This window comes from Streptomyces sp. NPDC104581, from assembly GCF_055583685.1.
The window spans coordinates 56,869-79,682 of the sequence record NZ_JBVJNN010000008.1 but is presented as its reverse complement, the minus strand read 5'-3'; the positions used below and the strand labels follow the sequence as shown (position 1 = coordinate 79,682).

Sequence of the window (22,814 nt, the reverse complement as noted above, 5' to 3'; positions counted from 1 at the left end):
CATGACCCCCATCCCCGCCGACGGCTCCGCCGGCGACTCCACCGAAGGACCCGCCGTCGTCCTCGACACGATCCACAAGCGGTACGGGGAGAAGCGGGCCGTCGACGGCATCTCGCTGACCGTCCCGCGCGGTGAGTTCTTCGGGCTGCTCGGCCCGAACGGCGCCGGCAAGACGACCCTGGTCGAGATCATGGAGGGCCTGCGCCGTCCCGACTCGGGATCGGTCACCGTCCTCGGCCGGCACCCCTGGCCGCGCGACCCCGAACTGCTGCCCCGGCTCGGCGTCCAGACGCAGGCGTCCGCCTTCTTCGTACGGCTCACGGCGCGCGAGCACCTGGAGACGGTCGCCGCGCTCTACAGGGCCGACCGGGAGGCCGCCGAACGCGGGCTCGCCGCCGTCGACCTCACCGAACAGGCCGATGTCCGTGTCGACGACCTCTCCGGCGGCCAGCGCCAGCGGCTGGCGATCGCGTCCGCGCTCGTCCACGACCCCGAGCTGATCTTCCTCGACGAACCGACGGCCGCGCTCGACCCGCAGGCCCGCCGCGCGCTGTGGGCGGTGCTGCGCGCGCTCAAGGGCGCCGGGCGGACCATCGTCTACACCACCCACCACCTGGACGAGGCCGAGGCGCTCTGCGACCGCGTCGCGATCGTCATCGACGGCAGGATCGTCGCGCTGGACACCCCGGGCAAGCTGGTCGCCGCCAGCAGCTCGCTCACCCGGCTGGTGGTCCCCGCCGACCGGCTCTCGCTCGCCGACGCGCGGGCCATCCCCGGTGTGCTCAGGGCCACCGAGGACGGCGACTCGGTCGTGCTGGAGACCGAGGACTCGGGCCCGGTGCTGTCGGCGGTCGACGCGCTCGCCGGACTGCACGGCGTACAGACACGCACCGCCAGCCTGGAGGACGTGTACCTCGAACTGACCGGCAGCCCGCAAGCGTAGCCCGACGCCCGCACCGAGAGACGGAGCACCGACACGATGAGCACCACGAGCGCCGCCGGCAACCCGCCCGGTACGACCACGACCACGGCGCGTCCGCGCGCCATGAGCGCGTACTCCGCGCTGAGCAAGGCCGGTTACAAGGCGTACACCCGCGACAAGACCACCCTCTTCTTCACCTTCGCCTTCCCCCTCCTCTTCCTGATCGTCTTCGGCCTGATCTTCCACGGCATGACGGTCGAGGAGAGCGGGCGCCCCTACATCAACTACATCGCCCCCGGTGTGCTGTCGTGGGGTGTCGCCAACGCCGCCGTCTTCGGCGTCGGGTTCGTCATCATGCAGTGGCGCCGCGACGACCTCCTGCGGCTGATCCGGATGACGCCGACCCCGCTGCCGACGATCCTCGGCTCGCGCTACGTGCTGGCGCTCGCGATCGGCACCGTGCAGGCGGCGATGTTCGTGCTCGTCGCGATGCTGCCCTTCTTCGGGCTCGAACCGGCCGGGAGCTGGCCGCTGGCGCTGCCCGTGCTGTTCCTCGGCATCACCGCGTTCCTCGCGGTCGGCGTGATCGTCGGCTCGTTCGCGAGGACCCCCGAGGCGGTCGCCGCGGTCGCCAACTGCCTCATGGTGCCGATGGCGTTCCTGTCCGGATCGTTCTTCCCGCTGGACGCGATGCCCGGATGGATGCAGAACGTGTCGCTGGTCCTGCCGCTGCGCTACTTCAACGACGGCATCTCCGCCGCCATCACCGGTGACGGGGGCGGCGGCGACATCCTGGTGGCCTGCGGCGGCATCATCGCCTTCGCCGTCGTCTTCGGCGCGATCGCGCTCAAGACCTTCCGCTGGAGCGACCAGTCATGACGACAGGGACGGTCACCGCATCGGCCGCGGGGGAGGAGGCGGGGGCGGCTGTGGCCCCCGCCGCCGCCGACGGCAGCCCGCTGGAGCGCGGTCGCGCGCACCTCCAGCACGCCCTGGACGTACGGTTCGGGGCCGCCGCGTCCGCCGCGTCCGCCGGGTCTTCCGCGTCCGCCGGGTCCGCCGGGGGAGCCCTGCCGGCGCCGCTCGTGGTGCCGCTCGGCGCCGCCGACGTCCTCGGCTTCGGACTCCCCGATCCGTACGCCGCCGTACGCCCCCGGGCCAACGTCCAGCTCACCGCGCGCGCCGTACTCGTCGGCCCCTGGGGCGGTACGGCCGGCGCCGCCTGCGGCCAGTGCCTCGCCATCCGCTGGCAGCGGCTGCGCAGCCGCTCCGAGCGCGAGGCACTGGAGCTGGGCCACGAACCGCACGGCTCCGCCGACTGGCCGCTGCTCACCGACTACGCCGTGGACGCGGTCTGGGCGGCGTACCGGGCCGTCCGAACGGGGGAGTTCACCCCGCCCGCCACCGGCGCCCCCGACCGGGAGCTGCCGCAGGTCACCCGGATCGACCTCGGCACGCTCGCCCTCGCGACGTTCCCGCTGCTGCCCGAACCGGTCTGCCCGTCCTGCGTCCCCGAGCGCCCGGACACCGCCGAGGCCGCGCGCATGCGGCTGACGGCCAGGCCCAAGCCGGACCCGGACGGCTACCGGCTGCACCCGCTCGGCTCGTACCCGCTGCCGACCGCCGCGCTCGCCAACCCCGTCTGCGGCACGCTCGGTTCGGACACCTGGATCAACCCGACGTCCACCACGACCGCTCCCGTCGCGGGCACCAACTTCGTCCGCGGCTACGCCGGTCTCAACGACGTCACCTGGAGCGGCCAGGCCAACAGCTACTCCACCAGCCGGACCCTGGCCTTCCTGGAGGGACTGGAGCGGTACGCGGGCACCCACCGCCGCCGTGGCACGAGCCCGGTCGTCGACTCGTACAGCAACCTCGCGGCCGACGCGCTGAACCCGGCCGACCGCGGCTTCTACTCGGACGCGACGTACGAGAAGGACCACCTGGTCAGCCCGTTCGACCCGGACCGGCCGATCCCCTGGGTGTGGGGCCACTCGCTGCGCGACGAGCGACCGATCCTGGTCCCCGCGCGCCTGGCGCACTACAGCGCGGGCGTCGAGGCCGACAACTTCGTCTTCGAGTGCTCCAACGGCTGTGCCACCGGCGGGAGTCTGGAGGAGGCGATCCTCTTCGGCCTGCTGGAACTGATCGAACGCGACGCGTTCCTGCTCGCCTGGTACGGCCGCGCCAGACTCACCGAGATCGACCTCGCCTCGTGCGGCAGCGGCACGATCCGCACCATGCTCGACCGGGCCGCGCTGCACGGGTACGACGTGCACGCCTACGACACCCGGATGGATCTCGCCGTACCCGTCGTCACGGCACTCGCCGTGCGCCGCGACGGCGGACTGGGCACGCTGTCCTTCAGCGCCGCCGCCGGCTTCGACCCGGAGGGCACGGTCGACGCCGCGCTCTCCGAAGTCCTCACCTACATCCCCCACCTGCCCTACCAGGTCGCCGAACGCGAGGGCGAACTGCGCGCCATGGCGGACGACTTCCGCAAGGTCCTGCACCTCAAGGACCACGCGCAGCTCTACGGCCTGCCGGAGATGGCGCGGCACGCCCGCGAGTACCTGGAGCCGACCGCGGTGCGCACGCTCGGTGAGACGTTCGCCGACTGGGCCCCGGTCCGGCCGCGCACCGGCGACCTCCTCGACGATCTGCGGCTGCTGCGCGATCAGCTGGCGGGCGCGGGGTACGACGTGATCGCCGTGGACCAGACCACGCCGGAGCAGCGGCGGATGGGGCTGCACACGGTCAGCACGCTCGTGCCCGGTCTGCTGCCGCTCGACTTCGGGTGGACGCGCCAGCGCGCCCTGCTGATGCCGAGACTGCGGACCGCGCTGCGGGTGGCCGGACGGCGTACGGACGACCTGCCGGAGTCGGAGATCAAGGCCGTCCCGCATCCGTTCCCGTGACCGGGCCCCCGGGCCCGTTCGCGTGAGCCGGCTCCCGTGACTCCCCGTGTCATGCGGGGTCTCACGGGCCGCCGTGCCCCCGGGCACGACGGCAGCCGGCCCCTCGCCCGGTGGGGGTGACCACGGGGAAAGGGGCCAGCGGGATCCGAACAGACCCTGACTGCGAAGCCGGATCAGGCGGAGCAGGAGGTGGTGCTGGTGGTGCTGGAGCAGGTGGACGTCGAGGAGCACGACGTGGAACCGGCCAGGACGACCTCGGACGCGTCCGAGTAGTCCGAGATCTCGAAGGTCTCCGACTCGAGCTCCAGGATCTCGTCGGCGAGGGTGGCGAGAACGGTCTTCGGGGCCATGAGGGTCTCCTTCGGTTCTCCGGGGCTCCACCGGCCTGTCCGGTGCAGCTCCCTTGCGATGGCCTCATTCCATCGGTGGGCGCTGTCAGTTGGGCCCGGCTTTCGCTGTCACATCGCTGACACCTGGTGTCAGCGGAACGCGACGCGGGTGCGCGTGCCCTGCCGCACGCTCGAACCTCAAGTAATGCTCAACCATTTTCCAGCAAGGAGGTGAGCGGCGCATGACCCACGCGCCGAACGGGGACACACTCCGAGCATCCACGCCCGCACCGGAACAGGACTCCGCGCCCGCCGGCCCCGCCGCCGTGCCGCGGGAGACCCTGCGGGCCGCCCTCGGGCTCTACCTCGAACTGCACGCCCATCCGGAGCTGTCCGGCGCCGAGACCAGGACCGCCGGACGCTTCGCCGACCATCTGGCGGGCGACGGCGCCACCGTCACCCGCGGCGTCGGGGGCCACGGCGTCGTCGGCGCCCTGCGCAACGGACCGGGACCGACCCTCCTGATCCGCGCCGAACTGGACGCCCTGCCGATCACCGAGCGCACCGGCCTGGCGTACGCGAGCACCGTGCCCGGCACCATGCACGCCTGCGGCCACGATCTCCATCTGGCGTCGGCCGCGGGCGCGTTCGCCCTGCTCGCGGCGGAGAGGAACACCTGGAACGGGACCCTCCTCGTGGTGGGCCAGCCCGCCGAGGAGACCCTGGAGGGGGCGGACGCGATGCTCGCGGACGGTCTCTACGAGCGGTTCGGCACCCCCGACACGGTCCTCGCCCAGCACACCGCGCCCCTGCCCGCCGGGACCCTCGCGCACGGCCGGGGCCCGATGATGGCGGCGTCCGCCGCGCTGGACGTCGTCATCCACGGGCGCGGCGGCCACGCCGGGACCCCGCAGCTCACCGTGGACCCCGTCGTGACGGCCGCCGCGACCGTCATGCGCCTCCAGACGGTGGTCTCCCGCGAGACGGCCCCCTCCGACCAGGTCGTCCTGACCGTCGGGTCGCTGCGCGCGGGCAGCCGGGGCAATGTCGTCCCCGACGAGGCGGAGCTGAGCATCACCGTCCGCGCGGCGACCGACCAGGCCCTGGAACGGGCCGTCGAGGCGGCGAGACGGATCGTCCGGGCCGAGTGCGCGGCCTCCGGATGCTCCGAGGACCCGGACATCACGCTGACCTCCCGCTCCCCGGCGCTGCTGCCCGACCCGGCGGCCACGGCGGCCGTGCGCGCCGCCCACGAGCGGGAGTTCGGCAGAGACCGGGTGCTGGACTGGCCGGGCTCGATGGCCACCGAGGACTTCCCGCGTTTCGCCGCAGGCGGTGTACGGACCGCATACTGGATGGTCGGTACGACGTCGCCGCGCCAGTGGCGCGAGGCCCACTCCGCCGCCCGGCCGGTACCGCCCAACCACTCGGCCGAGTTCGCCCCCGACGTACGGACCGCGCTGCCCGCCGGTATCGCGGCCATGGCGACGGCGGCCAGGCAACTGTTCAAGGAGACACGGTCATGATGACGGCCCAGTGGGACGTCCAGGACACGCCCGGCTATGTGGAGGTGGTGACCGTCCGCGAGGACAGCACCGCCCCGTCCGCCGAAACGACGGTTATCCGCCTGCTCGGCCTGCTGCCCGCCCACTGGAGATGCGTACCGGAGGCCGCCGAGGACCGGATCCGCCTGTGGATCGCGCGGGACGCCGCGACGACCGACACCGACATCCACCGCGCGGTCCGCGCGGTCCTCTCGGACACGGCGCTGTGGGGGTGGGCGGAACAGACCTGACCTGGCCGGGGCTTCTCGTCCGGGTGCCGCGGGGCCCGTCCGCCGTTCAGATCCAGCCCCGTTCGCGGGCCAGCAGCGCGCCCTGCGCGCGACTGGCGGCGCCCAGCGACTGGAGCAGGTCCGCCACGTGTCTTCGGTAGGTGCGGACCGAGATGCCCAGCTCCCGGGCGCCCGCCTCGTCCTTGCCGACCGTGCACATCGAGATCAGCACCTGCTGCTCGATCTCGCTGAGCCCGTCCACCGCGTCGGCGGCCTCCTTCGTGACGGTCAGGAGGTCGTCCGCCTGCGTCCAGATCTTCTCGAACAGGGCGATGATGTTGGAGACGAGTCCGCTCTTGTGGGCCAGCAGCGCCCCGCGCGCGGTGTTCTGGGGGTCCACCGGCACCAGGGCCGTGCGGCCGTCGTACACCAGGATCCGCTCCGTGATGTTCTCCGCGACCCGGATCTGCGCCCCGCGCTTGACCAGTTCGCGCAGGTACTCCCGGGTCGGCAGGTCGTCGAGCGCGGCGGCGAGCACCACATTGCGGATGCGCACCCCGCGCCGCAGACATCGCAGGTCCAGCGGGCGGGACCGTTCGATGTTCTCGGCCGACAGCCTCGTGTACGGCTCCACGGAAAGGATCTCGTCCCGCGCGAAGAACGCGAGGTCGTCGATCCGGTTCCGTATCTCCGACAGGCCCTCCAGCTGCTCGATGCCCTGGACCGGGGGCAGCCGCGAGCCCTGTTCGGCACGCAGACCGTCGACGAGGTCGCGCGCCTGCATCACGCGGCGCAGCTCCTCGTGGAGCGCGTTGAGACGCGCGTCCGTCAGCCGGGCCAGCGCCACACCGGGATCGGCGGGGGAGACGCATTCGAGACTGCTGTCGGGATGGAGCAGGCCCAGCTCCCGCAGCCGTTCGAGACTGCGTCTGGCGTCGTCCTGCTCGGTATGGACCAGCAGATGTATGTCGTCCGCCGATGTATCGGGATTACGGAGAAAATGCCGGTAGATCTCTTCCTCGGCCGGAGAGACGCCGAAGACGGACATCTCGTTGTCGCCCAAGACTTGGCCTCCGCTACTTGATCAATTCATGCCGAGGACGGGTGGGGGGTTCCGGTTGCCGGTCGGTACGGCCCACCGGGATCGCGCACGGTCCGGTGAACCTTGGAGAGACTAAAGGCAACACCATGACTCTGTAGCCGATCTTGCGTGGAACTGTGCCGTAGATGTGGGTGAACCGTGCGTGTCCTCGCTTACCGCCCGCCACCACACCCGCCGAACCGCGCGTAGGTCCCCTGGCCTGGCCTCCGTCTCCCCCTGGGTGGTCTCGGGGCAGTCTCCCCACGGTCTCCGGGGAGTACACGGAGCGCGCGTGGTGTCCACGGGGAGCGGGCCGCGCGGATCCCTCCGGGAGACGTCCACGTCCCCCGGTTCCGCTCCGCCCCCGCCCTGTCCCGTGCGACGGCTGTCCCTCCGGAGTCGTACGCTGGAGGGCCCCCGGCCCGTGACACGTGTCGGGCCCTTCGCGTTGCTCACAGCGCGCGACCACCGCACCGACCCGCACCACCACGCCCCGGAACCGGACGGAAACACCCTTCATGAGCCTGCACGGTCTGCTCGACGCCGTAGTACGAGACCCGGCGCTCGCCGAAGCGGTCGGCGCCGCCGCCGACGGGCACCGCGCCCATGTCGATCTGGTCGGACCGCCCGCCGCCCGGCCCTTCGCCGTGGCCGCCCTCGCGCGGGACGCGGGCCGCCCCGTGCTCGCCGTCACCGCCACCGGCCGGGAGGCCGAGGACCTCGCCGCCGCGCTGCGGTCGCTGCTGCCCGCCGACTCCGTCGCGGAGTTCCCGTCCTGGGAGACGCTGCCGCACGAGCGCCTGTCGCCCCGCAGCGACACCGTCGGCCGCCGGCTCGCCGTGCTGCGCCGGCTCGCGCACCCCCGCGCCGACGACCCGGGCGCCGGTCCGGTCAGCGTCGTCGTCGCGCCCATCCGCTCCGTGCTCCAGCCGCAGGTCAAGGGCCTCGGCGACCTGGAGCCCGTCTCGCTGCGCGGCGGCGGCACCGCCGATCTGGGCGAGGTGACCGAAGCGCTGGCGGCCGCCGCGTACTCCCGGGTCGAACTGGTCGAGAAGCGCGGCGAGTTCGCCGTGCGCGGCGGCATCCTGGACGTCTTCCCGCCCACCGAGGAGCACCCGCTGCGCGTGGAGTTCTGGGGCGACGAGATCGAGGAGATCCGCTACTTCAAGGTCGCCGACCAGCGGTCCCTGGAGGTCGCCCAGCACGGTCTGTGGGCGCCGCCCTGCCGTGAGCTGCTGCTCACACCGGCCGTACGGGAGCGCGCCGCCGAACTCGCCGAGGTGCACCCCGAGCTGAGCGACATGCTCGGCAGGATCGCGGAGGGCATCGCCGTGGAGGGCATGGAGGCCCTCGCTCCGGTCCTCGTCGACGACATGGAGCTGCTGCTCGACGTCCTGCCCGAGGGCTCGATGACCCTGGTCTGCGACCCCGAGCGGGTCCGGACCCGGGCCGCCGACCTGGTCGCCACCAGTCAGGAGTTCCTCCAGGCGTCCTGGGCGGCCGGGGCCGGCGGCGGCGAGGCGCCCATCGACGTCGGCGCGGCGTCGCTCTGGGGCATCGCGGACGTCCGCGAGCGGGCCCGCGAGCTGGGCATGATGTGGTGGTCGGTGGCGCCGTTCGCCGCCGACGAGGAGCTGTCGCAGGACACGCTCAAGCTGGGCATGCGCGCCCCGGAGACGTACCGCGGCGACACCGCCCGCGCCCTCGCCGACACCAAGGGCTGGCTCGCCGACGGCTGGCGCACCGTCTACGTCACCGAGGGCCACGGCACCGCCTCGCGGACCGTCGAGGTGCTCGGCGGCGAGGGCATCGCCGCCCGCCTGGACATCCCCGACGCGCACGGCGGCAAGGGACTGGGCGAGATCACCCCGTCCGTCGTGCACGTCGCCTGCGGCTCGATCGAGTACGGCTTCGTGGACCGGGAGCTGGGCCTCGCCGTCCTCACCGAGACCGACCTCTCCGGCCAGAAGGCGGCGGGCAAGGACGGCGTACGGATGCCGACCAAGCGCCGCAAGTCCATCGACCCGCTGACGCTGGAGGCGGGCGACTACATCGTCCACGAGCAGCACGGCGTCGGCCGCTACGTCGAGATGGTGCAGCGCACCGTCCAGGGCGCGACGCGCGAGTACCTGCTCGTCGAGTACGCCCCGGCCAAGCGCGGCCAGCCCGGCGACCGCCTCTACATCCCCACCGACCAGCTCGAACAGGTCACCAAGTACGTGGGCGGCGAGGCACCCACCCTGCACCGCCTCGGCGGCGCCGACTGGACGAAGACCAAGCAGCGCGCCAAGAAGGCCGTCAAGGAGATCGCCGCCGACCTGATCAAGCTCTACTCGGCGCGGATGGCGGCCCCCGGCCACGCCTTCGGCGCGGACACACCCTGGCAGCGTGAGCTGGAGGACGCGTTCCCGTACGTGGAGACGCCCGACCAGCTCTCCACCATCGCCGAGGTCAAGGAGGACATGGAGAAGACGGTCCCGATGGACCGTCTCGTCTGCGGCGACGTCGGCTACGGCAAGACGGAGATCGCCGTGCGCGCCGCCTTCAAGGCCGTCCAGGACGGCAAACAGGTCGCGGTCCTCGTACCGACCACACTGCTCGTGCAGCAGCACTTCGGCACGTTCTCCGAGCGGTACGCGCAGTTCCCCGTCGTCGTCAGGGCCCTGTCCCGCTTCCAGAGCGACGCGGAGGCCAAGGCGACCCTCGAAGGGCTGCGCGAGGGGTCGGTCGACATCGTCATCGGCACGCACCGCCTGTTCTCCTCCGAGACGAAGTTCAAGGACCTCGGCCTGGTCATCGTGGACGAGGAGCAGCGCTTCGGCGTCGAGCACAAGGAACAGCTCAAGAAGCTCCGCGCCAACGTCGACGTCCTGACCATGTCCGCGACACCGATCCCGCGCACCCTGGAGATGGCGGTGACCGGCATCCGCGAGATGTCGACGATCACCACCCCGCCGGAGGAGCGGCACCCGGTGCTGACCTTCGTCGGCCCGTACGAGGAGAAGCAGATCGGCGCGGCCATCCGCCGTGAACTGCTCCGCGAGGGCCAGGTCTTCTACATTCACAACCGCGTCGAGTCGATCGACCGCGCCACGGCGCGGCTGCGCCAGATCGTGCCCGAGGCGCGCATCGCGACCGCGCACGGCCAGATGTCCGAACAGGCCCTGGAGCAGGTCGTGGTGGACTTCTGGGAGAAGAAGTTCGACGTCCTGGTCTCCACCACGATCGTGGAGTCCGGCATCGACATCGCCAACGCCAACACCCTCGTGGTGGAGCGCGGCGACAACTTCGGCCTCTCCCAGCTCCACCAGCTGCGCGGCCGGGTGGGCCGTGGCCGGGAACGCGGTTACGCGTACTTCCTCTACCCGCCGGAGAAGCCGCTGACGGAGACCGCGCACGAACGGCTCGCGACGATCGCCCAGCACACCGAGATGGGCGCCGGCATGTACGTCGCGATGAAGGACCTGGAGATCCGCGGCGCGGGCAATCTGCTCGGGGGCGAGCAGTCCGGGCACATCGCGGGTGTCGGCTTCGACCTGTACGTACGCATGGTCGGCGAGGCCGTCGCCGACTACCGCGCGGCCGTCGACGGCACGGTGCAGGAGGAGCCGCCGCTGGAGGTCAAGATCGAGCTGCCGGTCGACGCGCACGTCCCGCACGACTACGCGCCCGGCGAGCGGCTGCGCCTCCAGGCGTACCGCGCCATCGCCTCCGCCAACTCCGAGGCCGACATCACCGCCGTGCGCGAGGAGCTGACGGACCGCTACGGCAAGCTCCCCGAACCGGTGGAGAACCTGCTGCTGGTGGCGGGGCTGCGGATGCTGGCACGGGCCTGCGGGGTCGGCGAGATCGTCCTCCAGGGCCCCAACATCCGCTTCGCACCGGTGGAGTTGAGGGAGTCGCAGGAGCTGCGGCTGAAGCGGCTGCACCCCCGTACGGTCATCAAGCCGACCGCCCAGCAGATCCTGGTGCCGCGCCCGACGGCGGGCAGGATCGGCGGCAAGCCGGTGGTGGGCCGTGAACTGCTGTCGTGGACGGGGGAGTTCCTGACGACCATCCTGGGGTCGTGACCCCCTCCAGAAGACTTACGCGCCCGCGCCCGCGCACCGCCCGCCCGGTACTCCCGCTGCTCGTCGCCGCCCTCGCGGTGTCGCTGCTCGCGGGGTGCGACTCCGTCGATCTCGATTCCGCCGGATCCGCCGGATCCGCCGGGTCTTCCGGCTCGGCCGCCTCCGGCGGGGCCGACGGCGGCGCACCGGACGGGCGGGCGACCAGCCCGCTGAAGAACACCGACGGCACCGAGCCCGGTCTCGCGCCCCTCACCGGGGACGCGGACCTGGCGGCGGCCCGCGAACTGATCGCGGCGCTGGAGGTGAAGGGGCGCGGGCCGGGGACCGGCTACGACCGGGACGAGTTCGGCTACGCGTGGATGGACACGGCCGACGGCGTCCCGTACGCCCGCAACGGCTGCGACACCCGCAACGACCTGCTGAAGCGCGACGGCCAGGACATCGAGTTCCGGTCGGGCTCCGACTGCGTGATCGTCTCGATGACGCTCCACGACCCGTACACGGGCAAGGACATCGCCTGGAAGAAGCAGAAGGCGACCGCCGTCCAGATAGACCACCTGGTGCCCCTCTCCTACAGCTGGCAGATGGGTGCCGCACGCTGGAACGAGGACAAGCGCGAGCGGCTGGCGAACGACCCGCTGAACCTGCTCCCGGTCGACGGCCCCACGAACAGCGGCAAGCGGGACTCGGGCCCGGCGTCCTGGCTGCCGCCCAGCAAGCCGGTGCGCTGCGCGTACGTGGTGCGGTTCGCGCAGGTCGCCGCCAAGTACGAGATGCCGGTGACCGCGGCCGACCGGAAGACGATGCTGACGCAGTGCGGCGGCTGACGGGCCCTGGCGCCTCGTGGACGGGCCTCGGCCCGGCGCCGGACGGGCCTTCGCCCGGCGCCGACGGGCCCGTCGGCGTACCGGGTGCGCTCTTGCCCGTGCGCCACGGGGCCCCGCGCGGATACGGTGTCCATGTCGAACCCCGTGTGTGGGTGCGTCACCGGATCCGCGCGATGGGGGCGGGTCCGGCGACAGGGGGATCCATGGATGCGGGTTCGGCGGGTCGTGCCGCTGGATACCCTCGATACGCTTTCGCAGTCGTCCCCCCTGGCCTGTCAGGAGCAGCATGCACGGCCCCGGAATAGCGCATCCTCCGCCGAACGGCACGTCCTCGCCGGGGATGCTCGCCTTCATAAGAGTGATCTTCGTGGGATTGCCGCTGATCTCCTGCGGTTTCCTCGCCTGGGCGGCGACGCTGCGGGTGGCGATCGTGACCAGGTCCGCCCTGAACTGGTGGCTGTTCGTCGGGAACGTGGCCCTCAACATCCTGTGGGTCGTCTTCCTCGCCCAGGACGACACCGACGACTTCAGCAGCCCGGCCGGCAACGCCGGCATGGGCGGCATGCTGATGACCGGCGCCGCCGCCATCGCCTACTACCTGTACGCCGACTTCAAGCACTACGGGCCCCAGCGGCACACGTACGCGGGCTACTACCCGCCGCAGATCACACCGCAGCAGGGATACCAGCCGCCCCCCAACACCGGTTACGGGTACGGCGGTCCGACCCGCCCCATGAACACCCCGCCGGTGCGGAACCAGCCGCAGCCGCAACCCCAGCCGCAGCCCCGGCCACAGAACCAGCCGCCGCAGCCCAACCACACCGCCCCGCCCCGCATCGACCAGGTCCGCGCCGAACTGGACGAGCTCAGCGATCTCCTGCGCCGGGACAGCGGCGAGGGCGACAAGCGGTGAACGCCCGCGTCGTCGCGGGCCGTTACGAGATGGCCACGCTCATCGGCCAGGGCGGTATGGGCCAGGTCTGGACGGCGTACGACCAGGTCCTCGGCCGCCGCGTCGCGGTGAAACTGCTGCGCCCCGACAAGATGGCCGCCGACACCGGCGCCGAGGACATGCGCCGCCGCTTCATCCGCGAATGCCGGGTCACCGCCCAGGTCAACCACCCCGGTCTGGTCACCGTGCACGACGCGGGCAGCGACGGCGACGAACTGTTCCTGATCATGCAGTACGTCGAGGGCACCGACCTCGCGGCCCACTTCGCCACGCACGCGCCCTACCCGTGGCAGTGGGCGGCCTCGATCGCCGCCCAGCTCTGCGCCGCCCTCGCCGCCGTACACGCGGTGCCCATCGTGCACCGCGACCTCAAGCCGCGGAACGTGATGGTCAAGCCCGACGGGACGGTCCTCGTACTCGACCTCGGCGTCGCCTCCGTCATCGACACCGACACCACCCGTCTCACCCACACCGGGTCGGTCATCGGCAGCCCCGCCTACATGGCCCCCGAGCAGGTGATGGGCGGGGCCGTCGGCCCGTACACCGACCTCTACGCCCTCGGCGTGGTCCTGCACGAACTCCTCAGCGGCACCGTCCCGTTCCCCGGCGCGACCGCCCTCGGAGTCCTGCACCGGCACCTGTACGAGCCGCCGATGCCGGTCCGCCGGATCCGCCCGGAGATCCCCGAGACCCTGGAGGCGCTCGTCCTGCGCCTGCTCGCCAAGGACCCGCAGCACCGCCCGGCCGGGGCACAGGAGGTGTACGAGGCGCTCGCCCCGCTGCTGCCCACCCGCGGTGTGGTCGGCGCGCCCGGCTCCACGGGCTCCGGCACACCGCTCGACCCGACCCGCCCCTTCCTGCGCCCGCACGCGCCCTGGCCCGACCGGGCCACCGCCCCGCCGTCCGTACCCCTGCCGCCGCCCAGGCCGGAGCACGTACCCGCCCGGCGCCCCGACGTCGCGGCGGCCGTCGACGAGGCCAAGCGGCTCCTCGGCGAGGGCAGCATCACCCAGGCCGTCGACATCCTCGGCGGAATCCTCCCCGCCGCGGCGGCCGAGCACGGCGAACGCTCACCGGTCGTGCGCATCCTGCGCAAGCAGTACGCGACGACACTGATGGACGACGGCCAGTACCGCCGCGCCCTGCCCGAGCTGCGCCGGCTCGCCGACGACCGCGCGGCCGACGCCGGTCCCGGCGACCCGCAGACGCTCCAGTTCCGCTACGACGCGGCGCAGTGCCTCGAACAGCTCGGCGAGGCGGGCGCGGCGCTGGAGGAGTACCGCGCGGTGCTGCCCTACTACGAAGGCACGGGGCAGCCGGGCGGCGACCAGTCGCGCGCCTTCGACATCAGGCACCGCATCGGGCATCTGCTGCTCGCGGTGGGCGACCACGCGGCGGCGCAGCAGCAGTTGCAGTACCTGCTGTACGACGCGGAGCGGGTCTACGGCCCGTACCACCCCCTGCCGATCGAACTGCGGCGCGGGCTCGACCGGCGGCAGCAGTTCCGGGGCGGCACCACCCGGCGCGCGTAGCGCCTCCGCTCCGGGCCGTCCACGGAAACCGGCTTCGGCACCCCGCCTGTGTCACACTGCGGACCGGGTCCCCGACGGAACAGGATCAGGAGCAGGAGCTCGTGGGCACATGACGGTGCGGGGCCAGCTGATCAGATTCGCGCTCGTCGGAGTCGCCAACACCGGTACGTACTACGCCTGTTACCTAGTGCTGCTGACCCGGCTGCCGTATGTCGCGGCCCATGTCGTCGCCTTCGCGCTCAGCATGACCGGCTCCTTCTTCCTCCACTCCCGTTTCACCTACCGGACCCGGCCGACCTGGCGGAAGTTCCTGCTCTTCCCGCTCACCAACGCGGCGAACTTCACCGTCACCACCGGCGGTGTCTGTCTGCTGGTCGACGTGCTCCACCTGAGCAGCGGATACGCGCCGCTGATCGCCGCCGCCGCGGCGGTCCCGATCACGTTCGCCCTCTCCCACACGATCATGCTGCGCCCCGACCGTGCCCGGCCGGCGTAGACGTGATCGCTTGTTCGGCGAAGTTTTCGAAAAAACTCCGGCCGACTGGATCGGATCCGCCGCCACTGCCTAACATCGATCAACGCACGGTCGTTGTCACGATCCAGGAGGCACCCTTTGCACCGCCGCCGTCGCACAGCGCTCACCCTCACCGCCGCGCTCCTCGCAGCGGCCCCGCTCCTCACCGCCTGCGGCAACGACGCCCACCCCGGCGCCGCGGCCGTCGTCGGCGGCGAGCGCATCGAGGTGTCCGCGCTGCAGGCCCAGGTACGGGACGTACGCGACGCGCAGGAGGCGTCCCCGCAGGCGGCCGAGCTCCTCAAGAACACCGCCCAGCTCGGCCAGGTCAAGCTCAACAGCATGATCTTCGACCGGATCCTGGAGAAGGCCGCGGACGACGCCGGTGTGAAGGTCTCCCGCAAGGAGATCCAGAGCACCCGGCAGGCGGCGGCCCAGCAGTCCGGCGGCGAGGACCAGCTCGCGGCGATGCTCCTCCAGCAGGGCGCGCTCACCCCCGGCCAGATCGACACCGCGATCCGCCGCGAGGTGCTGATGTCGAAGCTCGCGGAGTCGCTCGGCGCCAACACGACGACGCCGGAGGGCCAGCAGCAGGTTCTCGCGACGCTGGTCAAGACGTCCGAGGAGCTGGGCATCGACGTCAACCCGAGGTACGGCGCCTGGGACGTGAAGCAGGTCAGGCTCGGCGAGACCAGCACGCCGTGGCTCACCCAGGTCACCAAGGAGGCACCCCCGGAGCAGGTCCCGGCCGGGGCGTGACCGCCCGCGCCCGAGCCGGGCGCGCCCGCGCGTGAGGGACGGCCGGCGGCCGGGGGTAGGTTGCTTCGGGTGACTGAAGAACCCGCCGTCGACCCCGGCCGTATCGTCCTGCTGACCGTCAGCCACCGGGTCGCGCCCGGTGTGCTGTCCTGGCCCGCCTGGCAGACGCTCCGCGAGGCCGACCAGGTCCTGTGCGCGGACCCCGACCACCCCCAGCTGCCGTATCTGCGCGAGGCCGGCGTCACCGTCGAACGGTCCGCGCCCGGCGCCGCCGAACTCGTCGACGCCTGCGCCGGCGGCCGTACGGTCGTCGTCCTGCCCTCCGGGGAGGGCGACCGGGCCCTCACCGACGGCCTCTCCCGGCTCGCGGGCTCGGGCAGGACGCGCATGCCCGACCTGGAACTGCTCCCCGGCTCGTACGACCTGCCGGGCGCCCGGCTCCTCGACCTCGTCCAGGTCATGGACCGGATCCGCGCCGAATGCCCGTGGTCCTCCACCCGGACGCACGAGGGCCTCGCCAAGTACGCCATCGAGGAGGCGTACGAACTGGTGGAGGCGATCGAGAGCGGCGACCGCGACGAACTGCGCGAGGAACTGGGGGACGTACTGCTCCAGGTGGTCTTCCACGCCCGGATCGCGGAGGAGGGCGGCCCGGACGAGGACGACGAACCGTTCTCCATCGACGACGTCGCCGCCACGATCGTCGAGAAGCTCATCCACCGCCACCCCCATGTCTTCGGCGACGAGAGCGCCGAGACCCCGGCCGACGTCAAGGCGCACTGGCTGCGTACGAAGGCGGAGGAGAAACGGCGCGAGTCCGTCACGGACGGCGTCCCGCTCGGCCAGCCGGCGCTCGCCCTGGCCGCCAAACTCGTCTCACGCGCCACCGCCTCGCCGCTGGACGTGCCCCTCCCGCGCGGCGAGGGCATCGGCTACGAACTGCTCGCCCTGGCCGCCCGCGCCGAGGAGTCGGGCGTCGACCCGGAGGCCGCCCTGCGCGCGGCGGCCCGCGGCTACCGCGACGCGATCCGCGCGGCGGAGGGGCACGCTCCGGCCCGCTAGCCACCCACCGGGGCACGCCCCCACCGCCTGTGCGGCCCGCCGCCCGTGCCGCCCGCCGTCCACCGCGGCCCGTCGGGCGGCCCACCGCCCGCGCCGGCCGCCGCCGTGCGGTCTGCTGTCCGTGCTGCCTGCCGTTGGGGGTCGGTCAGTGACCGGGCCCTTGGGTGGCCCACTGTCGGGGGCTGCATGGCGCCTCGTGGCGCCCCACGGGCGTTCATGCCGACCCCCCGTCCACCGCAGCCGGTCGGGCGACCCGCCGTTCGTGCGGTCTGCCGTCCGGGGCCGGTCAGCGACCGGGCCCCGGCGGCCCACTGCCGGGGACCGGTACGTCTCGCGGGCGTTCATGTCGGCCTCCCGTCCACCGGGGCCGTGCCGTGGGCGTGAGGGTGACCACCTCGTAGCAGCCCCTCGGGGCCTCGGCGTGCGGACAGGCGTGACCCGTTGCGTACGGTCGTCGCATGCAGAACCCGCCACCCGCCGACGCCCCGCCCGAACTCTTCACCTGGGAGTTCGCCACCGACCCCTACCCCGCCTACGCCTGGCTGCGCGAGCACGCCCCCGTGCACCGCACCCGGCTGCCCAGCGGGGTCGACGCGTGGCTCGTGACGCGGTACGCGGACGCACGGCGCGCCCTCGCCGATCCCCGGCTGTCCAAGAACCCCGCGCACCACGCCGAGCAGGCGCACGCCAAGGGGAAGACCGGGATTCCGGGTGAGCGCCGGGCGGAGCTGATGACGCACCTGCTGAACATCGACCCGCCCGACCACACCCGGCTGCGTCGGCTGGTCTCGCAGGCGTTCACGCCCCGGCGGGTGGCCGAATTCGAGCCCCGCGTACAGGAGTTGACGGACGGCCTGATCGACGCCTTCGCGGCGAAGGGGGAGGCCGACCTGATCCACGACTTCGCCTTCCCGCTGCCCATCTACGCGATCTGCGACCTGCTCGGCGTCCCGCGCGATGACCAGGACGACTTCCGCGACTGGGCCGGGATGATGATCCGGCACGGTGGCGGACCGCGCGGCGGGGTCGCCCGGTCCGTGAAGAAGATGCGCGCGTACCTCGCCGACCTCATCCACCGCAAGCGGGACGACCCCGGCGACGACCTGATCTCCGGCCTGATCCGGGCGAGCGACCACGGCGAGCACCTGACGGAGAACGAGGCCGCCGCGATGGCGTTCATCCTTCTCTTCGCGGGGTTCGAGACCACCGTGAACCTGGTGGGCAACGGCACGTACGCCCTGCTCCGCAACCCCGGCCAGCGCGCCCGGCTCCAGCGCTCGCTCGACGCCGGCGAGAGTGCGCTGCTCGCGACCGGGATAGAGGAACTGCTGCGCTACGACGGGCCGGTGGAGCTGGCCACCTGGCGCTACGCCACCGAGCCCGTCGAACTCGGCGGGCAGAGCGTCGCGGTGGGCGACCCCGTACTCGTCGTGCTCGCCGCCGCCGACCGTGACCCGGAACGCTTCGCCGATCCCGACCGGCTCGATCTGTCGCGCGGCGACAACAAGCACCTCGGATACGGCCACGGCATCCACTACTGCCTCGGCGCGCCGCTCGCCCGGCTGGAGGGACAGACCGCGCTCCGCACTCTGCTGACGCGGTTGCCCGACTTGCGGCTCGCGGTCGATCCATCCGATTTGCGGTGGCGCGGCGGGCTCATCATGCGTGGACTGCGCACGCTCCCGGTGCAGTTCACAGCGGTGCGTGACTGACGGGCCGTCAGCACTGTGACTTTCACGTGATCTCCGCTGCATCGACTTGTGACAGACGTTCGAGTACCGCTACCTTCACGTCCGTCTCAGCAGTCACGTGTTCGCAACTCACGTTTCAGCAGTCTCAAGGAAGGCAACCGCATGCGCTCCGGGAACGGCCGGCACCGTCGGCCCCGCCAGGCCCCCGCCCTTGTCGTCGCGGCAGGGGTGACAGGCTCGGCGATCGCCATCCCGCTGCTCGGTGCGACCGGCGCCAGTGCGGCCGACGCCACCACCTGGGACCGGGTCGCCGAGTGCGAGAGCGGCGGCATGTGGAGCGCCGACCTCGGCAACGGGTACTACGGCGGACTCCAGATCTCCCAGGACGCCTGGGCGGACTTCGGCGGTACGGCGTACGCGCCCAGCCCCGACCAGGCCAGCCGCAGCCAGCAGATCGCCGTCGCGGAGAAGATCCTCGACGCGCAGGGGCCGACCGCGTGGCCGACGTGCGCGCTGATCACCGGTCTCACGGCGGACGCCGACAGCGCTCCGGACGGTGAGCCCTCCGGCGGTGCCACCGAGGAGCCGGAGACGCCCGCCGAGCCCGAGCCCGAGCCGACCGAGACGGCCGTCCTGCCCGCCGCTCCCGAGTCGGTGCCCCCCTCCGGTCAGTTCGGCCGTGACTCCGCCGCCGGCGGCGAGAAGCCCGGCACGGGGGAGTCGAGCGCGCGGCCGAGCACCGAGGCCGGCACGGGCAAGGGCAAGCACCGCGGCGAGCCGGCCCCCGAGAGCGACGCGACGACCGGTTCGCCGGAGTCGGCGGACGGTTCGGGCGGTTCTGACGCCTCGGCGGAGGCGGGCGATCCCGGCACGTCCGGCGAGGCGCGTGATAGCGGTCGTCATGCCTCACGGGGTGACGGTTCGGCACGCGACGACGCCGCCGCCGAGGGCTCGTACACCGTCCGCTCCGGCGACAACCTGTGGGCCATCGCGGACGAGCAGAAGGTGGAGGGTGGCTGGCCCGCCCTGTACGAGGCGAACCGTGAGGTCGTGGGCTCCGACGCCGATCTGATCCTGCCGGGCCAGAGCCTCGATCTGGCCGTGGGTCAGGGGTAGTTAGGCGGACTATGTCCGTATCTGCGCAAGTGAGACAAGCGTCTCTTCGCCCCAACTGACACGGTCTGCCCGGCAACTCACCCCACGTCCTTTCCGACCTGCGTAAACAGAGGTTTCCTCGGGGCGGGACGGGCGAATCATCCCGGATGTTCCGTCTTTGAACATCCGGGATGCCTGTGTTTAACGTCTTAACCGCTCGCACCGCGGGCACCGTCGACCGTCACGCCGAATCCTGCCGTCGGTCGGGGGGAGTACTCGTCGCGTCAAGCGCCGAAGGCAGGAGCGGGGGACCCAAGGTAAGTGCCGGTCATCACGGCCGGCTCGGGGTGCAGCCGTGCGCGGGAGGACGTGAAGACGTTCTCCGGCGGCGCGGCCGGGCAACTCACTTGGCCCGAACCCGACAGCTCACCTCGCAGGCGTCGGTGAGGAGATCACGCATGCTGTTTTCCAGCAACTCAGGCAAGGGCAAGCACCGCCGTCCCTCCAGGACCGTCCGCTACGCCACCCTCGCCGGCATCACCGGTGCCGCTGTCGCGGCCCCGCTGCTCGGCGCCACCTCCGCCTCCGCCGCCACCACCGCCGAGTGGGACGCCGTCGCCCAGTGCGAGTCCGGCGGCAACTGGTCGATCAACACCGGCAACGGCTACTACGGCGGCCTCCAGTTCTCCGCCTCCACCTGGGCCGCGTACGGCGGCAGCGCCTTCGCCTCCAGCGCCGACCAGGCGTCGAAGGCCCAGCAGATACAGATCGCCGAGAAGGTCCTGGCGGGCCAGGGCAAGGGTGCCTGGCCGAGCTGCGGCGTCGGCCTGTCCAACGCCTCGAACGACGCCGGCTCCGCCGAAGCGGCCCCGGAGCAGTCCGCCCCCGAGGCGCAGCCGGCCCCGCGGAAGGCCGAGCCGCGCACCGAGCAGGAGCAGCCCGCCTCGCGTGGCGAGACGCGCGGCCCGGTCAAGAAGGGCGACGGCGAGTACAAGGTCAAGGCCGGTGACACCCTCTCCAAGATCGCCGAGGCCGAGAAGGTCGAAGGCGGCTGGAAGAAGCTGTTCAAGCTGAACAAGGACATCGTCGAGAAGGCCGATGTCATCTTCCCGGGTCAGCAGCTCCACCTGAGCTGACCCTTCCCCGGAACCCCGGCCCCGGCCCGGCGCGCCTCACTCCCCCCGGACGCGCCGGGTCCGGGGCCGGGGTCCGTCCGCCGGGTGAATCGGCGTGACTCCGGTGCGACATTCGCCGCACATCGTGCATTCCGGACTCTTTTCGTCCCAGCGGGCGGGCATCGGCCGACCCTCGCCCGGGAGCCGGTTAGGCTCATGCCGCAGGACCAATGAGGCCCCGCACCAACGCGTCACATCCCAGAAGGAGATGCTCGTGCCGTCCATCGACGTCGTCGTAGCCCGGGAAATCCTTGACTCCCGAGGCAACCCAACGGTCGAGGTCGAGGTCGGCCTCGACGACGGCAGCACCGGCCGTGCTGCTGTCCCCTCCGGTGCCTCCACCGGCGCGTTCGAGGCCCTCGAACTCCGTGACGGTGACCCGAACCGCTACCAGGGCAAGGGTGTCGAGAAGGCCGTCCTCGCCGTCATCGAGCAGATCGGCCCGGAGCTGGTCGGCTACGACGCCACCGAGCAGCGGCTGATCGACCAGGCGATGTTCGACCTGGACGCGACGCCCGACAAGTCCTCGCTCGGCGCCAACGCCATCCTCGGCGTCTCGCTCGCCGTGGCGCACGCCGCCTCCGAGGCGTCCGACCTGCCGCTGTTCCGCTACCTCGGCGGTCCGAACGCGCACCTGCTGCCCGTGCCGATGATGAACATCCTCAACGGCGGTTCGCACGCGGACTCCAACGTGGACATCCAGGAGTTCATGATCGCGCCGATCGGCGCCGAGTCGTTCTCCGAGGCCCTGCGCTGGGGCGCCGAGGTCTACCACACGCTGAAGAAGGTCCTGAAGGAGAAGGGGCTCTCCACGGGCCTCGGCGACGAGGGCGGCTTCGCGCCGAACCTGGAGTCCAACCGCGCCGCGCTCGACCTGATCCTCGTGGCCATCAAGGAAGCCGGCTACGCCCCGGGCAAGGACATCGCGCTCGCGCTCGACGTGGCGGCCTCCGAGTTCCACAAGGACGGCTCGTACGAGTTCGAGGGCAAGTCCCGCTCGGCCGCCGAGATGACCGAGTACTACGCGGAGCTCGTCGCCTCGTACCCGCTGGTCTCCATCGAGGACCCGCTCTTCGAGGACGACTGGGCCGGCTGGAAGGTCCTCAACGAGAAGCTGGGCACCAAGGTCCAGATCGTCGGCGACGACCTCTTCGTCACCAACCCCGAGCGCTTGGCCCGCGGTATCGAGGAGGGCTCCGCCAACGCCCTGCTCGTGAAGGTCAACCAGATCGGTTCGCTGACCGAGACCCTGGACGCCGTCGAGCTGGCGCAGCGCAGCGGCTTCAAGTGCATGATGTCGCACCGCTCCGGCGAGACCGAGGACGTCACGATCGCCGACCTCGCCGTCGCCACCAACTGCGGCCAGATCAAGACCGGCGCCCCGGCCCGCTCCGAGCGCGTCGCCAAGTACAACCAGCTCCTGCGCATCGAGGAGATCCTGGACGACGCGGCCGTGTACGCGGGCCGCAGCGCGTTCCCCCGCTTCAAGGACTGACCGGCACAGCCAGTCGTGCGTACGTCCCCGTCCCCGGTCCCGTACCGTGTCCGGGGACGTACGCGCGTACAGAGGCGGTAACGGCAGTACCAGAGGTACGGGGCCCGCTCGGACCTCTGAGGGAGGCGGGACCATGGCCGCGAACCGGGACCGGTTCTCCACCGCGACCAAGATCAGGATTCTGGGCGAGCAGACCGCCGCCCGGGTCTACCGCTCGCAGACCCGCAGGCAGGCCCGCCGTTCCCGGCTCACCGGACGCGCCGCGTTCCTCGTGCTCGTCGTCTGTTCGCTGGTCGTGGCGCTCGCCTACCCGATGCGGCAGTACGTGTCGCAGCGCGGCGAGATCGCCGAGCAGCAGCGGCTGACGCGGGAGGCCCGGCAGCGGGTCGAGGAGCTGCGCGACGAGAGGGCCCGCCTCCAGGACGACGCGTACATCCAGCGCCTGGCGCGCGAGCATCTGCACTACGTGATGCCGGGGGAGACCGGCTACATCATGTCCGACCCCCGGGCGGCCGAGGAGCGCCGCACCGACCAGGGCGCGGCCGACCGGCCCTGGTACTCCAATCTCCTGGACGGCGTCGACAGCGCCGACCGGACGGACAGATAGACACCAAGGAA

At 72.0% G+C, this 22,814-nt stretch carries 19 protein-coding genes and 1 riboswitch; of the genes, 17 read left to right on the top strand and 2 right to left on the bottom strand.

Annotated elements, in window-relative coordinates:
• The first annotated feature begins 1 nt into the window (after position 1).
• The 3 genes from ACZ61E_RS09630 to ACZ61E_RS09620 all read left to right on the top strand — a co-directional run bounded on the left by ACZ61E_RS09630 (position 2) and on the right by ACZ61E_RS09620 (position 3,840).
• Entirely contained in the window at positions 2-943 is a 942-nt protein-coding gene (locus tag ACZ61E_RS09630) for an ABC transporter ATP-binding protein (RefSeq protein WP_469698998.1), read from the top strand.
• A gap of 102 nt (positions 944-1,045) precedes the next feature.
• Positions 1,046-1,801, top strand: a complete 756-nt coding sequence (locus ACZ61E_RS09625) for an ABC transporter permease (protein WP_469699123.1) — start codon at positions 1,046-1,048, stop codon at positions 1,799-1,801.
• Positions 1,798-3,840: a TOMM precursor leader peptide-binding protein gene (locus ACZ61E_RS09620; RefSeq protein WP_469698997.1), complete on the top strand. Its 2,043-nt coding sequence runs from the start codon at positions 1,798-1,800 to the stop codon at positions 3,838-3,840. The genes ACZ61E_RS09625 and ACZ61E_RS09620 overlap by 4 nt, the downstream gene beginning before the upstream one ends.
• Positions 3,841-4,013: 173 nt before the next feature.
• On the opposite strand, the gene ACZ61E_RS09615 is transcribed toward ACZ61E_RS09620, so the two are convergent.
• Positions 4,014-4,190, bottom strand: coding sequence for a thiazolylpeptide-type bacteriocin (locus tag ACZ61E_RS09615; protein ID WP_078076938.1), 177 nt, complete (start codon positions 4,188-4,190; stop codon positions 4,014-4,016).
• Between the two features lie 221 nt (positions 4,191-4,411).
• On the opposite strand from ACZ61E_RS09615, the gene ACZ61E_RS09610 reads away from it, so the two are divergent.
• Together ACZ61E_RS09610 and ACZ61E_RS09605 are read left to right on the top strand one after the other, a co-directional pair.
• Positions 4,412-5,695: an amidohydrolase gene (locus ACZ61E_RS09610; protein ID WP_469698996.1), complete on the top strand. Its 1,284-nt coding sequence runs from the start codon at positions 4,412-4,414 to the stop codon at positions 5,693-5,695.
• Entirely contained in the window at positions 5,692-5,964 is a 273-nt protein-coding gene (locus tag ACZ61E_RS09605; protein ID WP_469698995.1) for a hypothetical protein, read from the top strand. Before ACZ61E_RS09610 ends, ACZ61E_RS09605 begins: the two co-directional genes overlap by 4 nt.
• A gap of 46 nt (positions 5,965-6,010) precedes the next feature.
• Here the strand turns inward: ACZ61E_RS09605 and ACZ61E_RS09600 are convergent, their stop codons facing one another.
• Positions 6,011-7,006: a helix-turn-helix transcriptional regulator gene (locus tag ACZ61E_RS09600; protein ID WP_469698994.1), complete on the bottom strand. Its 996-nt coding sequence runs from the start codon at positions 7,004-7,006 to the stop codon at positions 6,011-6,013.
• 536 nt (positions 7,007-7,542) lie between these two features.
• On the opposite strand from ACZ61E_RS09600, the gene mfd reads away from it, so the two are divergent.
• The 12 genes from mfd (at position 7,543) to ACZ61E_RS09540 (ending at position 22,803) form a co-directional block, all read left to right on the top strand.
• Positions 7,543-11,094, top strand: a complete 3,552-nt coding sequence (gene mfd / locus ACZ61E_RS09595) for a transcription-repair coupling factor (RefSeq protein WP_469698993.1) — start codon at positions 7,543-7,545, stop codon at positions 11,092-11,094.
• Positions 11,091-11,921 (top strand): HNH endonuclease family protein, encoded by an 831-nt coding sequence (locus ACZ61E_RS09590; protein WP_469698992.1) that lies wholly within the window; start codon positions 11,091-11,093, stop codon positions 11,919-11,921. The genes mfd and ACZ61E_RS09590 overlap by 4 nt, the downstream gene beginning before the upstream one ends.
• 286 nt (positions 11,922-12,207) lie before the next feature.
• Entirely contained in the window at positions 12,208-12,834 is a 627-nt protein-coding gene (locus tag ACZ61E_RS09585; RefSeq protein ID WP_469698991.1) for a hypothetical protein, read from the top strand.
• Positions 12,831-14,405: a protein kinase domain-containing protein gene (locus tag ACZ61E_RS09580; RefSeq protein WP_469698990.1), complete on the top strand. Its 1,575-nt coding sequence runs from the start codon at positions 12,831-12,833 to the stop codon at positions 14,403-14,405. The genes ACZ61E_RS09585 and ACZ61E_RS09580 overlap by 4 nt, the downstream gene beginning before the upstream one ends.
• Before the next feature lie 109 nt (positions 14,406-14,514).
• Positions 14,515-14,901, top strand: coding sequence for a GtrA family protein (locus tag ACZ61E_RS09575; RefSeq protein WP_469698989.1), 387 nt, complete (start codon positions 14,515-14,517; stop codon positions 14,899-14,901).
• 117 nt (positions 14,902-15,018) lie between these two features.
• On the top strand, positions 15,019-15,678 hold the full coding sequence (locus ACZ61E_RS09570) for a SurA N-terminal domain-containing protein (RefSeq protein WP_469698988.1): 660 nt from the start codon (positions 15,019-15,021) through the stop codon (positions 15,676-15,678).
• A gap of 60 nt (positions 15,679-15,738) precedes the next feature.
• The gene (locus tag ACZ61E_RS09565; RefSeq protein WP_469698987.1) at positions 15,739-16,740 is read left to right on the top strand and encodes a nucleoside triphosphate pyrophosphohydrolase; all 1,002 of its coding nucleotides are present in this window, start codon (positions 15,739-15,741) and stop codon (positions 16,738-16,740) included.
• A gap of 458 nt (positions 16,741-17,198) precedes the next feature.
• Positions 17,199-18,452, top strand: a complete 1,254-nt coding sequence (locus ACZ61E_RS09560) for a cytochrome P450 family protein (protein ID WP_469698986.1) — start codon at positions 17,199-17,201, stop codon at positions 18,450-18,452.
• A gap of 141 nt (positions 18,453-18,593) precedes the next feature.
• Positions 18,594-19,547 carry a transglycosylase family protein gene (locus tag ACZ61E_RS09555; protein WP_469698985.1) on the top strand — a complete coding sequence of 318 codons (954 nt, stop codon included), beginning with the start codon at positions 18,594-18,596 and terminating at the stop codon, positions 19,545-19,547.
• A gap of 258 nt (positions 19,548-19,805) precedes the next feature.
• Positions 19,806-19,981, top strand: a riboswitch (cyclic di-AMP (ydaO/yuaA leader).
• Positions 19,982-19,984: 3 nt separating this feature from the next.
• Complete coding sequence (locus ACZ61E_RS09550) at positions 19,985-20,662, top strand: transglycosylase family protein (RefSeq protein WP_469698984.1); 678 nt, start codon at positions 19,985-19,987, stop codon at positions 20,660-20,662.
• Between the two features lie 247 nt (positions 20,663-20,909).
• Positions 20,910-22,196 (top strand): phosphopyruvate hydratase, encoded by a 1,287-nt coding sequence (gene eno, locus ACZ61E_RS09545; RefSeq protein ID WP_469698983.1) that lies wholly within the window; start codon positions 20,910-20,912, stop codon positions 22,194-22,196.
• Positions 22,197-22,329: 133 nt separating this feature from the next.
• A complete protein-coding gene (locus ACZ61E_RS09540; RefSeq protein ID WP_469698982.1) occupies positions 22,330-22,803 on the top strand; it encodes an FtsB family cell division protein in 474 nt (157 codons plus the stop codon).
• Positions 22,804-22,814: the final 11 nt, after the last annotated feature.